The sequence below is a fragment of the Nesterenkonia sp. YGD6 genome (genome assembly GCF_022565895.1).
GTDB lineage: Bacteria > Actinomycetota > Actinomycetes > Actinomycetales > Micrococcaceae > Nesterenkonia.
Map to the genome: position 1 here is coordinate 167,480 of NZ_JAJOYY010000005.1, position 12,623 is coordinate 180,102.

The 12,623-nt window shown below is 66.2% G+C and carries 10 protein-coding genes and 2 tRNA genes; 3 read left to right on the top strand and 9 right to left on the bottom strand.

All coding sequences use genetic code 11. From position 1 onward, the window contains the following. Positions 1-44 precede the first annotated feature (44 nt). Positions 45-1,007 (bottom strand): hypothetical protein, encoded by a 963-nt coding sequence (locus tag LTI14_RS09640; RefSeq protein ID WP_241465666.1) that lies wholly within the window; start codon positions 1,005-1,007, stop codon positions 45-47. A gap of 135 nt (positions 1,008-1,142) precedes the next feature. Here LTI14_RS09640 and LTI14_RS09645 point away from each other — a divergent pair, with 135 nt between their 5' ends. Continuing rightward, a complete protein-coding gene (locus LTI14_RS09645; protein WP_274616090.1) occupies positions 1,143-1,676 on the top strand; it encodes a peptidylprolyl isomerase in 534 nt (177 codons plus the stop codon). A gap of 129 nt (positions 1,677-1,805) precedes the next feature. Then, the gene (locus tag LTI14_RS09650; protein ID WP_241476382.1) at positions 1,806-2,585 is read left to right on the top strand and encodes a rhomboid family intramembrane serine protease; all 780 of its coding nucleotides are present in this window, start codon (positions 1,806-1,808) and stop codon (positions 2,583-2,585) included. 256 nt (positions 2,586-2,841) lie between these two features. Here LTI14_RS09650 and LTI14_RS09655 read toward each other — a convergent pair whose 3' ends face one another. After that, positions 2,842-3,921, bottom strand: a complete 1,080-nt coding sequence (locus LTI14_RS09655) for a CNNM domain-containing protein (protein WP_241476383.1) — start codon at positions 3,919-3,921, stop codon at positions 2,842-2,844. Continuing rightward, entirely contained in the window at positions 3,918-5,279 is a 1,362-nt protein-coding gene (locus LTI14_RS09660) for a hemolysin family protein (RefSeq protein ID WP_241476384.1), read from the bottom strand. The genes LTI14_RS09655 and LTI14_RS09660 overlap by 4 nt, the downstream gene beginning before the upstream one ends. A gap of 250 nt (positions 5,280-5,529) precedes the next feature. Here LTI14_RS09660 and LTI14_RS09665 point away from each other — a divergent pair, with 250 nt between their 5' ends. After that, positions 5,530-6,507: an alpha/beta fold hydrolase gene (locus LTI14_RS09665; protein ID WP_241470804.1), complete on the top strand. Its 978-nt coding sequence runs from the start codon at positions 5,530-5,532 to the stop codon at positions 6,505-6,507. A gap of 125 nt (positions 6,508-6,632) precedes the next feature. Here the strand turns inward: LTI14_RS09665 and LTI14_RS09670 are convergent. From LTI14_RS09670 to gyrB, 6 genes are all read right to left on the bottom strand, one after another. Continuing rightward, a tRNA-Ala gene (locus tag LTI14_RS09670) sits at positions 6,633-6,708 on the bottom strand. Between the two features lie 19 nt (positions 6,709-6,727). After that, a complete protein-coding gene (locus LTI14_RS09675; protein WP_219886429.1) occupies positions 6,728-6,841 on the bottom strand; it encodes a DLW-39 family protein in 114 nt (37 codons plus the stop codon). A 23-nt stretch (positions 6,842-6,864) separates the two neighbouring features. Beyond that, positions 6,865-6,938: transfer RNA gene (locus LTI14_RS09680), tRNA-Ile, on the bottom strand. 94 nt (positions 6,939-7,032) lie between these two features. Continuing rightward, positions 7,033-7,425 (bottom strand): DUF3566 domain-containing protein, encoded by a 393-nt coding sequence (locus tag LTI14_RS13340; protein ID WP_370642747.1) that lies wholly within the window; start codon positions 7,423-7,425, stop codon positions 7,033-7,035. Positions 7,426-7,689: 264 nt separating this feature from the next. Next, on the bottom strand, positions 7,690-10,386 hold the full coding sequence (gene gyrA, locus LTI14_RS09690) for a DNA gyrase subunit A (protein WP_446740386.1): 2,697 nt from the start codon (positions 10,384-10,386) through the stop codon (positions 7,690-7,692). 70 nt (positions 10,387-10,456) lie between these two features. Next, complete coding sequence (gyrB, locus tag LTI14_RS09695; protein WP_241465673.1) at positions 10,457-12,535, bottom strand: DNA topoisomerase (ATP-hydrolyzing) subunit B; 2,079 nt, start codon at positions 12,533-12,535, stop codon at positions 10,457-10,459. Positions 12,536-12,623 lie beyond the last annotated feature (88 nt).

A 12,623-nucleotide genomic window follows, 5' to 3' on the forward strand; every position in this document is an offset into this window, starting at 1 on the left:
CCAGGTCCGCTCTTGTGTTTCTACGTTCTCAATCGACGCTCGGCTCAGGTGGCCGGCTTCGGTGAGGGAACGTTCTTGCCCTTTGCCTCGTCAGCATTCTGCGCGTTGACGTTGGTCGCTCCCGAGGGCCCAGCCTTGGACTCCGGCGCACCGGAGGTCTTGGGGGCATCGGGAGTCGCCTTCGGCGCGGCGGCCGGGGTGCCAGCGACGGTGCTCGGCGCAGCCGGACCGCCCTGGGCAGCCGGCTTCGGTGCCGATGTTGCGGGCTGCGAAGCCGAGGCGGCTGGCTTGGGAGCCGAGGTCACCGGCTTGGGAGCTGCCGTGGAGGAGGTCGCTGGCCGGGTGACCGGCGCAGGCTTCTTCCACGGATCCTCCACCGGCTGGCTGGCGCGCCATGCGGCCACCCCTGCCGTCACAGCCGCGGCCACCAGTCCAAAGACCAGCAGACCCTTCTTGCGGCTGTTGGAGCGCTGGTGCTTCTTCAGCGTCTTGGCAGCGTCCTTCGCGTAGCGCTCGGAGCTCCTGCGCAGCTTCTTAACGATCTTCTTGTCACCGGTGGCCTTGATCAGCGCCTTCTCGACGCGGGGATCAAGCTCAGCGCGGTGGATCAGCTTCGCGGTCTTGTCCGCATAGCCGCCCAGCTTCGCCGAGGTGGCAGGGACGTACTCCGAGGTGAACTGCGTCTTGGCAGTGTCGTACTTGGAGAGGATCTTGGTCACCTCAGCCTTGGCCTGTGGGGGGAGCTTCTCGTACTGGGACGAGATGCCGCCTCCGGCGACCGAGGAGTACTCCTTGATCTTCTTGCCGGCCACTGAGGCGCTGTCGTTGACCGCCGTCAGTGCGCGACCCGAAGCGTCGTGCACCTTCGGGGCACCCTTGCGGTAGGTGTCTTCGGCCCAGTCTGCTGCCGCACCCAGTTTGGGGGCGGTCCAATCACGTGCGGTCTCGACCCCTGCGAGCACCAGGTGCTCCCAGCCGTGGTTCCGCTTCTTCTTCTTGCCGAACATGCATGTCCTCCGAATTCGGATCGGTTGCTGGCTCCAGCTTACGTGGTCTCTCCGTGACCTGCTATGGCACGGCCAATCCCTTCATCATCCCCCCAGCTGGCACCGCGCGCCACCAAGAGTGAGAGAATGGGGTCCATGAGTGCTATCGCAACACACAAGGCAACTATCCGTACTTCCCAGGGCGAGATCCTCGTCGAGCTCTTCGGGAACCACGCTCCCAAGACCGTGGACAACTTCGTCGGTCTCTCCACCGGTGAGCGCGAGTGGACCCACCCCGAGTCCGGCGAGAAGATGGTCGACACCCCGCTCTACAGCGGCACCGTGTTCCACCGGATCATCTCCGACTTCATGATCCAGGGCGGAGACCCGCTGGGCCTCGGCGTCGGCGGCCCGGGCTACAAGTTCGGCGACGAGATCCACCCGGAGCTGGACTTCACCTCCCCGTACAAGCTGGCCATGGCCAACGCAGGACCGGGCACCAACGGGTCCCAGTTCTTCATCACCTCGGTGGCCACCACCTGGCTGCAGGGCAAGCACACCATCTTCGGCGAGGTCTCTGATCCCGCCTCGCAGAAGATCGTCGACGCCCTGAACACGGTCCCCACCGACAACCGGGACCGTCCAAAGGAAGATGTCGTCATCGAGAAGATCGACATCGAGAAGCTCTGAGGATCTAGACCGATCAACGCAACATTCTGTCCGCAGCACCCGGACAGGCCAGCCACCGTGCAGTGTCAACGCTGTGAGCGGCCGGCCTGTCCGGAGTGTCTGCGGGAGGCCCCGGTCGGCTTCCAATGTGTGGACTGCCTGGCCCGGGCCAGGGATGAGTTCCAACGCCGCCGGCCCCCGGCGCGCTCCCAGTTCGGTGCCGTGCTGCGCGACGATCAGCGCCCGGTTGTCACCTTCACGGTCATCGGGCTCTGCGTCCTGCTCTTCTCCCTGCAGCTGCTCGGCAGCGCCGTCACCGACGCGAACCCTGACCCCGTCACCGGGGCCCTCTGGTATGCCCCGCTGCAGACGTCTTCCTGGGCTTTCGAGCCCTGGCGGATGCTCACCTCCGCGCTGGTGCATTCTCCGGCCAACGCCATGCATCTGCTCTTCAACATGTTCGCGCTCTGGTTCATCGGCCGGGCCATCGAACCGGCGCTCGGACCCCTGCGCTATATCGCCCTGCTGACCCTCTCCGCTCTCGGCGGCTCTGTCGCTGTGCTCTTCCTGACTCCCGCGTGGACCCCGACGCTCGGCGCCTCCGGAGCAGTCTTCGGCCTCTTCGGTGCGCTGTTCATCCTGATGCGCGCCACCGGCTCCCAGACCGGCGGGATCCTGGCGCTGATCGCGATCAACGTGGTGGTCAGCTTTGTGGTCCCCGGCATCTCCTGGCAGGGGCATTTCGGTGGACTCGTCATCGGCGCGCTGTGCGCCCTGGTGTTCTCCAAGGCCCCGGCCCGCTCCTCCACCGACCGGCGCCAGGACGCGCGCCGACGCGCGCGCTGGCAGGGCTTCGGACTGCTCGGCATCGCCGTGGTCCTGGTGCTGCTCACCGGCCTGGGCATGACCCTGGTGAATCCCTACGCATGAACCACCCCGCTTCCTCCCCAGGCTGTGCAGGACTAATCCACAGTTTTGTGCACAATTCACAGAAACCTGTGGATAGCGGTCTGACCTGGGGAATCACACCTGTGTAACTTATACACACTGTGGATAAACCCTGTGGATAACCTTTTGATCTGGGCTTTCACAGCAGATACGACGACGCCGAAACCACAGACCGTGGTTTCGGCGTCATCGTCATGTTCCGCTGGATGATCCAGCCGGGCCGCCGAGCTGCTGCTGCTCAGCGTCGCGCGGCCGCCCCGTGCGGACCGGAGTCGGCAGCGGCCTCTGACTCGCTCCACTGCTCCTCCATGGTGGGCCACATCCGCTTGAGGATGTCGTTCCAGGTGATCGCCCCAGCAAGAACGCCGTCGGAGTACACCACTGCCAGCTGTTCGCCGGCTTCACGCATGGTCTGGAACGCGTCATAGACGGAAGCTCCGGTGGACACGACCAGCGCAGGGCGGGCCAGTTCGCTGACCGGGTGCCCCGGCTCGACGGTGAGCGTGTCCCGCACATGGACCACCAGCGGGTTCGTGCCGGTCTCGGGGATGATCAGAATCCGCAGGTGCCCGGTGCGCTGGGCCGCGGCCTGCACATCAGCCGCCGTGGCCGAAGCGGGCACCGTAGTGGTCTCCTGACGGGTGCGCGCGGCAATCACATCGTCGACGGTGAGCGTCTCGAGGTCGATGACCCGGGAGATCTGCGAGGCCGAGGCCTGATCCAGCATGCCGGTCCGGGTGGAGTGCTCGACCAGATGCCGGATCGTGTCGGAGTCGTAGCCGCCCGCAGCCGCACGGTCCACCGGGATGATTCCGCTGGCCGCGACCAGTCGGTTGGCGATGCTGTTGATCCAGAGCAGCCAGGGCCGGAAGACCCAGAGGATCACCTGGGCCGGGAGTGCGACGAGCTTCGCGGCTCGCTCCGGATGCGCGATGGCCCAGGATTTCGGGGCCATCTCGCCGACCACCAGGTGCAGGAAGGTCATCAGGAACAGCGCCAGCGCGAAGGCGAGCACGTCGGCGGCCCACAGCGGCATGTTCCACGACTCGAAGATCGGGGTGAGTGCGTAGTCGACAGCGGGTTTGCTGACCGCGCCCAGCGCGAAGGTACACGCCGTGATGCCCAGCTGGGCTCCGGCGAGCATCACCGTGAGCTCGTTGAGCCCGCGCAGCGCGGCGCGCGCCGAACGGCTGTGCTCTGCTTCTTCCTCCAGGCGGTGGCGGCGGGCAGCCAGCAGCGCGAACTCAAGGATGACGAAGAAGGCGGAGATGGCAATGATGGCGATGGTTGCAATGGTGGGGATCAGCCAGTCGCTCATCGTTCCTCCTCGAAATGTTCGGTCAGGCGAAGGTGCACTGACTCGGGAACGTGGCGGTCCACGCTGATCACGGTGACGTCGACCCAGCGCTGCGGGGGCGAGGACTCGCCATAGTCGGCGGGTTCAGCCGGCAGATCGATCCGGACCTCCTGGCCTTCGGTGAGCAGCGCGCCCTCCTGGGACATCAGGAGCCCGGAGAGCGTCTCGTAGTCGCCTTCGGGAAAGTCCTGACCGATGACGCGCTCCACCTCGTCCAGGTGCAGATCACCATCGACGCGCCAGTGGTTCTCGCCGACATGTTCGATGCCGGCGGGCGCCTCGTCGTCGTGCTCGTCGGTGATCTCGCCGAGGATCTCCTCCGCAAGGTCCTCCATGGTCACCACACCGGTGAAGCCGCCGTATTCGTCGATGACGCAGGCGAGCTTGGCGTCGGCATCACGCAGCGTGCGCACCGCCTCAGGCAGCGGCATCAACGTCGGCACGATCACCGGGGCGCGCATGATCTCGGTCGCAGCGGCCGCATCGGTGAACTTGGTGCCCAGCAGGTCTACGAGATGGACGACGCCGACGGGTTCGTCATGCATGTCGACCACCGGGTAGCGGGTGTGCTCCTGGGCCATGAGCGCACGGATCTCGCCCAGCGTGGTGTCAGGATGGATCAGCCCGGTGCGGGACCGCGGAATCATGGCGTGCTCGACGTCGTGATCCGGGAAGTCCAGGATCCTGTCGAGGGTCAGGTACATCTCCTCGGCCAGGTCTCCGCTCTCATGCGAGCTGGTCACGATGTGCTCGAGGTCCTTCGCGGTGGCGCTGGACTCCACGTCGTGCACCGGCTCGATTCGCAACAGCTTCAGCAGCGCGTTCGCAGAGACATCGAAGATCCAGATCAGCCAGCCGAAGGCGGCGAGATAGATCTTCGTGGACCGCGCCAGGGCCAGCGACAACGGGGTCGGATTCGCGATCGCGTAGTTCTTCGGGAAGAGCTCGCCGAAGATCATCTGTACGATCGTGGCGGCGGCCAGAGCGATGATCGTGCCGACCGCGATGCCCAGCGCCGCCGGGACGCCGATGCCGCCCAGCAGAGCGCCCAGACTCTCCCCCACCAGCGGCTCTGCGACATAGCCCACGAGCAGACCGGTGACGGTGATGCCCAGCTGGGCTCCGGAGAGCATGAAGGAGGTGCGTCCGGTGACGTCCAGCGCGCGCTGTGCGGACTTATCGCCTCCGGCGGCCAGTGCCCGCAGCTTATTGCGGTCCACGGACATGTACGCGAATTCTTGGGCCACGAAGTAGCCGTTGGCGGCAATGATGACCAGGATGACGAGGATGCCCAGCAGCAGAAGCAAGATGTCGATCACCGGGTCACCACCAGCGTGCACCTGCGGAGATCAGCTTGCCCTGCGTTCGCAGTACTCGGGGGGCGAGATCGTCGCCAGCGGAGTACTGCGCGTTGTAACTCGTACACCTGTGTCAGGCACCTCTTCAGACTCTAGATTCAACCGATAGATCGAGACTATAGCGCAATCGGGTCCCGGGGGTAGACCGCGTGCGGCAGGTCCTGGCCGGAGTCTCCTGTGAAGGACCGTCTCCTGTTGATACCGTGTGCCCGTGACGACCGAGGCCTATGCGGTGTTTCTCGATCCGGCACACCATGCGGCAGCCACCCATCCGCGGGTGAGCACATGGTGGCGCTGGCAGGATCACCAGGTGCACATCGCCCGCCCCGCGCCGCTGGCTGCAGCTCTCGCCGCACCGGCCGATGGGTCCGTCGGCGCAGACCCGCCCAAGCCGCCCAGGCCGGCGGTCCGGGTGCTGGTGATCCACGGCGGCGGCGGGCACAGCGGGGCGCTCTGGCCGATCACCTCGCTGCTCGCCGCGCAGGGCCTGGACGTCGCCGCCGTGGATCTCCCGCTCTATGGCAGGACGCTCAGCCTGGACCCGGGCGCCGTGCGGTATCAGACCTGGGTCCGGCTGCTGGTCGACCTTCTCGACGCCGAGCACGACGACCGACCGCTGATCCTGCTCGGTGCGAGCATGGGCGGGATGCTCGCCTACGAGGCGGCAGCCAGATCACCGCACGTGGCCGCGGTCGGCGCGACCTCCCTGCTGGATCCGCAGGACTGGCGCGTCCGGGCGAGGCTGACCCGCTTCGGTCCCCTGGCCGTCGCCGGCGCTCAGCTCACCCGCCTCATCCCCGGAGGAGCCGCACAGATGAGGGTGCCGATGCGCGCCGTGGCTGATTTCGCAAAGATGAGCCGGGACCCGGACCTGGCCGAACTGTGCGCCTCGGATCCGCTGGGCGGAGGCGCCCGAATACCGGTGGGGTTTCTCAGCTCATTCCTGAACTATGACCATGTCCCCGGGGCGGAGATGACCACACCGGTGACCCTCCTTCACCCCACACACGACGCCTGGACCCCCGTGCAGCTGAGCATGCGGTTCCTGCTGCGGATCGCGGCCCCGACCGAGGCTGTGATGCTGCGCAGATGCGGGCATTTCCCGATCGAGGAGCCCGGGGTGAGCGATCTCGTCGCCGCCGTGGTCCGCCTCGCCGGAAGACACATCGAGACAGGGCCCCCAGCGTGAACCACCAGACCGCACCGAGAGACGCATGCGGTGACAGGAAGCTCCACGGTCGCCGGGCCCGGCCCAGGACACGAAAAAGCTCCCCGCACTTCAAGTGCGGGGAGCCTCTTCCGATTCAGATCCTCTGGTGGAGGCAAGGGGACTCGAACCCCTAACCCCCTGCTTGCAAAGCAGGTGCGCTACCAATTGCGCCATGCCCCCAAAGGTGCTTCTCAGGTTATCAGAGCGAGTCTGTGGCCTGAGACCAGACCTGCCGGGTGTCCTCGGCTCGTCGCCACTGGCGATAACCGAGGATCCCCGCCACGGAGAGAGCCACAAAGACGATGCGTTTCATGTTTCCCTCCTTGGAGTCCGGGGTGGGCGTAGGAGGACTTGAACCTCCGACCTCATCGTTATCAGCGATGCGCTCTAACCGCCTGAGCTATACGCCCGGACACCTTGTTTCAGGTGCGTCACCCCCGCGAGGGCGACCACTACACGTTACCCTGCACCCTGCGACCCCGCCAAATCGTGGAGCCGGAGCGCTCAGTCGTCGGTGAGCGTGACTCCCACGCCGCCCACCAGGGAGGCGGAGAGGTTGTACAGCACTGCAGCGAGCATCGAGAGCACGGTCAGCAGCACCACGTTGACCACGGCGATGATCGTGGCGAAGGCCGCGACCTGCGTGATGGTCACAAGCTCCTCGACCCGGAAGGACCCGCCGCCGCCCTCGGTGCCGAGGATCTGGCCGAGAAGCTCGTTGACTCGGTTGAAGATCCCCGAGACGTCCATGACGGTCCACAGCGTGACCGCCGCGACCACGGTCATGATGCCCAGGGCCACCGAGAGCAAGAAGCTCATCTTCAGCACCGACCAGGGGTCGACCTTGGAGATCAGCAGCCGCGCCTTGCGCACCTTCGCCTTGGGCGTCGGTCGCACCAGGCCGGGCTGGGGACGACTACCGGTGGGGCGCTGACCCTGAGCCGGACGTGCTCCCTGCCCGCTGGGGCGTGCCCCGGCAGTCGGTCGCGGCTTGGGGGCCCCGGCCTTCTCCGCCTGGGGACGGGGGGATGTGGTGGCTCCGCCAGCGGCCTGGGCACGCGGCCGAGGCGCGGGGAACCGGTTGGCCGGCCGCGCCGCGGAGGAGCCCGTCTGGCTCCCTGAATTACCTGCGCCGTTGCTTGCGCTCACTGAAGTCCTCCATCAGGCATCGTCTCGGTCCGATTCATCCCGGTCCGCTTCATCAGGGACCAACGCTACTGCATCGACCGCGGCGGGACGCTCAGCTTCGCCGGCAGCAGCACCTGGTGTCCCGGGCTCCGACGTCGTGGCCTCAGCTGCACCCTCAGCTGCACCCTCGGCTTCACCCGTGGCGGCCAGGGTCACCCCGGAGTTGCGTGCGACCTTGAGGATGCGGTCCTTCTTGCGCGGCTTCGCGAAGATGACCCCCATGGTGTCACGGCCCTTGGAGGGCACGCCTGAGACGGGAGACCGGACCACATTGCCGGATTCCATGACGACCAGGACCTCGTCGTCGTCCTCGACGACCATGGCGCCGACCAGGTCACCACGGTCCTCCACCAGCTTGCCCACCTTGATGCCCAGGCCGCCGCGGCCCTGGACCCGGTATTCGCTGACATCGGAGCGCTTGGCATAGCCGGCCTCGGTGACGACGAACACATAGGAGTCCTCGGTCACCACGTCGGCGGCCAGCAGCTCGTCCTCCTCGCGGAACTTCATGCCGGTGACGCCCGAGGTGGCGCGACCCATGGGTCGCAGCGCCTCGTCGGTGGCGGTGAAGCGCAGCGACTGGCCCTTGCGGGAGACCAGCATCAGATCATCGGCGGACGAGATCAGCTTGGAGGAGACCAGCTCGTCGTCCTCGCGCAGGTTGATCGCGATCACGCCTGCCTGGCGGGGAGTGTCGTAGTCGGTGAGCACGGTCTTCTTCACCAGTCCGCGCTTCGTCGCCAGCACCAGGTAAGGGGCATCCTCATAGGTGCGCAGCGGCAGCACGCCGGCGATGTGCTCATCGGGCTGGAACGCCACGATGTTGGCCACGTGCTGGCCCTTGGAATCGCGACCGGACTCGATCAGGTCGTAGCACTTGGTGCGGTAGACCCGGCCGAGGTTGGTGAAGAACAGGATCCAGTGGTGCGTGGTGGTCACGAAGAAGTGCTCGACGATGTCGTCGGTGCGCAGCTGGGCGCCGCGGACTCCCCTGCCGCCTCGGTGCTGGGCGCGGTAGTTGTCGATCTTGGTCCGCTTCACGTAGCCGTCGCGGGTGATCGAGACGACCACGTCCTCCTGGGGGATCAGATCCTCCATGGACATGTCACCGTCGTAGCCCAGCTGGATGTGGGTGCGGCGGTCATCGCCGTGCTTGTCCACGATGGTGTCCAGCTCAGAGCTGATGATCCGGCGCTGGCGATCCTCTGAGGCCAGGATGTCCTGGAAGTCCTCGATCATCTTCATCAGCTCGTCGTACTCGTCCTGCAGGCGCTGGCGCTCCAGGGCGGCCAGCTTGCGCAGCTGCATGTCGAGGATGGCCTGGGCCTGGTCGTCGTCGATCTCCAGCAGAGACTTCAGGTTCTGCCGGGCCTCGTCGACGGTGGAGGAGGCGCGGATCGTGGCGATCACGCGGTCCAGGTCGTCCAGAGCCTTGAGCAGCCCGATCTTGATGTGGGCCTCACGCTGGGCCTTGTCGAGCCGGAACTGGGTGCGCCGGACGATCACGTCGATCTGGTGGGTGACCCAGTGGTGGACGAAGGCGTCCAGGCTCAGCGTGCGCGGCACGCCGTCGACCAGGGCCAGCATGTTCGCGGAGAAGTTCTCCTGCAGCTGGGTGTGCTTGTAGAGGTTGTTCAGCACCACCTTGGCCACGGCATCGCGCTTGAGCACGACGACGAGGCGCTGGCCGGTGCGTCCGGAGGATTCATCGCGCAGATCCGCGATCCCGGAGACCTTGCCGTCCTTGACCAGCAGCGCGATCTTTCGGGCCAGGTTGTCGGGGTTCGCGTGGTAGGGCAGCTCGGTGACCACCAGGCAGGTGCGTCCCTGGAGCTCCTCGACGCTGACCACTGCGCGCATCGTGATCGATCCGCGGCCGGTGCGATAGGCCTCTTCGATCCCACGGGTGCCCAGGATCTGTGCGCCGGTGGGGAAGTCGGGGCCCTTGATCCGCTGCAGCAGCGCCTCGAGCAGCTCTTCGCGGCTGGCCTGCGGGTTCTGCAGATACCACTTCACGCCGTCGGCGACCTCGCGCAGGTTGTGCGGAGGAATGTTGGTGGCCATGCCCACCGCGATGCCGGAGGAGCCGTTGACCAGCAGGTTCGGGAAGCGCGAGGGCAGCACGACGGGTTCCTGCTGCTTGCCGTCGTAGTTGTCCTGGAAGTCGACGGTGTTCTCGTTGATGTCCCGGACCATCTCCATGGCCAGCTGGGCCATCTTGGTCTCGGTATAACGAGGGGCCGCCGGGCCGTCGTCGCCGGGGTTGCCGAAGTTGCCCTGGCCGGTGGCCAGCGGGTAGCGCATCACCCAGTCCTGGATCAGCCGGGACAGGGCGTCGTAGATCGCCGAGTCGCCGTGGGGGTGATAGTTGCCCATCACGTCGCCGACCACGCGGGCGCACTTGTTGAAGGAGCGGTCCGGGCGGTAGCCGCCGTCGTACATCGCGTAGAGCACCCTGCGGTGCACCGGCTTGAGCCCGTCGCGCACATCGGGCAGCGCGCGGCCCACGATCACTGCCATCGCGTAGTCCAGGTAGGACCGCTTCATCTCGGTCTGCAGGTCGATCTGCCGGATTCGGTCGGTGGTCACGACCTCTTCGACGACGACGCCCTCAACGGCCTCGGACGGCCCGCCCTGCGGGTCCTGCGGTTCTTCGGTGTTGTCACTCACGTGTGGTGTTCTCCCTTATGCGGAAATCGGCATCGTCTCGCGGCTGCGCCCTGCACGGGCTGGCAGCGGGTCAGATGTCGAGGAAGCGGACGTCCTTGGCGTTCTGCTGGATGAATCCGCGGCGGGACTCGACGTCTTCACCCATCAGGATGGAGAACACCTCGTCGGCGGCAGCGGCGTCCTCCATGGAGACCTGGAGCAGGGTGCGGTGATCCGGATCCATGGTGGTCTCCCACAGCTCCGAGTAGTCCATCTCACCGAGTCCCTTATAGCGCTGGATCCCGAGCTCCTTGGGGAGCTTGCGCCCCTTGGCCCGACCTTCAGACAGCGCGACATCACGCTCGGCGTCGGTGTAGACGTAATCCTGCGGACCGGTCTGCCATTTGATCTTGTACAGCGGCGGCTGCGCGAGGAACACGTTGCCGTGTTCGATCAGCGGGCGCATATAGCGGAAGAGCAGGGTCAGCATCAGCGTGGTGATGTGCTGACCGTCCACGTCGGCATCGGCCATGAGCACGATCTTGTGATACCGCAGCTTGGCCTGATCGAAGTCCTCGCCGATGCCGGTGCCGAAGGCGGTGATCATCGACTGGACCTCCTGGTTTCCCAGCGCCCGGTCCAGCCGTGCCCGCTCCACGTTGAGGATCTTTCCGCGCAGCGGCAGGATCGCCTGGGTGCGGGGGTCGCGGCCACGCTTGGCCGAGCCGCCGGCCGAGTCACCCTCGACCAGGTAGATCTCGGACTCGGAGGGGTCCTTGGAGGAGCAGTCCGCGAGCTTGCCGGGCATGCCCATGGTCTCCAGCGGAGACTTTCGGCGGGCGTTCTCGCGGGCCTTGCGGGCCGCGACGCGAGCATGAGCCGCTGACTGGGCCTTGCGCACGATGTCGCGCGCCGGGCCGGGGTTTCGCTCCAGCCAGTCCCCGAGATTCTCGTTGACGACCTTCTGCACGAAGCCGCGGGCCTCGGTGTTGCCCAGCTTGGTCTTGGTCTGACCCTCGAACTGCGGCTCGCGCAGCTTGATCGAGATGACCGCGGTGAGACCTTCGCGGATGTCCTCGCCGGTGAGGTTGTCGTCCTTCTCACGCAGGATCTGCTTGTCTCGGGAATACCGGTTGATCAACGTGGTCATCGCGGCGCGGAAGCCCTCTTCGTGGGTGCCGCCCTCGTGGGTGTTGATCGTGTTCGCGTAGGTGTGCACCGATTCCGAGTAGGACAGCGTCCACTGCATCGCGAGCTCGGCGGCCATGCCGCGCTCGGTGTCCTCGGTCTCGAAGGCGATGACGTCGTCGTGGACCACCTCGGCCCGCTTGGTGGCGTTGAGGTGGTTGACGTAGTCGAGCAGCCCGGAGTCGTACTGGTAGACGACGACGCGGCCCTTGGGAGTCTCGATGATGCCGTCATGGCCGCCGCCGGCCTCGGTGGGCTCCAGCTCGGCCTCGGTCTCCTCGTGGTGCTCCTCGAGCACCTCGTCGTGGACCACGGCGTTGCCCGGAATGTTGCGCTCATCGCGCAGGGTGATGCGCAGGCCCTTGTTCAGGAAGGCCATCTGCTGGAATCTGGCGCGCAGCGTCTCGAAGTCGAATTCGATGGACTCGAAGATCGACGGGTCCGGGTAGAAGGTCATGGTGGTGCCGGTGGAATCGGTCTCAGGGCCCCGGCTGAGCTGCTCGGTGGTCTCGCCGCCGTTGCCGAAGCCGATGCTCCACTCATAGCCCTGTCGACGCACGGTGGTGCGGACCTTCTGGGAGAGCGCGTTGACCACCGAGATGCCGACTCCATGGAGGCCGCCGGAGACCGCGTAGCCGCTGCCGCCGAACTTGCCGCCCGCGTGCAGCACGGTCATCACGACCTCGACGGTGGGCTTGCCCTCGGTGGGATGCATGTCCACCGGAATGCCGCGGCCGTCGTCTTCGACCCGGACGCCGCCGTCGTCCTGCATGGTGATCTGGATGTGGGAGCAGTAGCCGGCCAGGGCCTCATCCACCGAGTTGTCGACCACTTCGTAGACCAGGTGGTGCAGACCGCGCTCACCGGTGGAACCGATGTACATGCCGGGACGCTTCCGGACTGCTTCCAGGCCCTCCAGGACGGTGATGTCCGAGGCGCCGTAGTTGCCCTGGTGCTGCTTGTTCTCGTTAGCCGAGGTCACGGGCTATGCCGTCTCCTTGAGTTGCCGGGAAGGTCGTGAAGGTCGACCTTGTCATGACACAGACCAGCCCGAGTGGTGGGTACGCTCG

What these genes read in the sequence shown, in the direction of transcription:
- LTI14_RS09640 (WP_241465666.1), bottom strand. Translation starts at nt 1,007, where the DNA reads ATGTTCGGCAAGAAGAAGAAGCGGAACCACGGCTGGGAGCACCTGGTG.
- LTI14_RS09645 (WP_274616090.1), top strand. Translation starts at nt 1,143, where the DNA reads ATGAGTGCTATCGCAACACACAAGGCAACTATCCGTACTTCCCAGGGC.
- LTI14_RS09655 (WP_241476383.1), bottom strand. Translation starts at nt 3,921, where the DNA reads ATGAGCGACTGGCTGATCCCCACCATTGCAACCATCGCCATCATTGCC.
- LTI14_RS09675 (WP_219886429.1), bottom strand. Translation starts at nt 6,841, where the DNA reads ATGAAACGCATCGTCTTTGTGGCTCTCTCCGTGGCGGGGATCCTCGGT.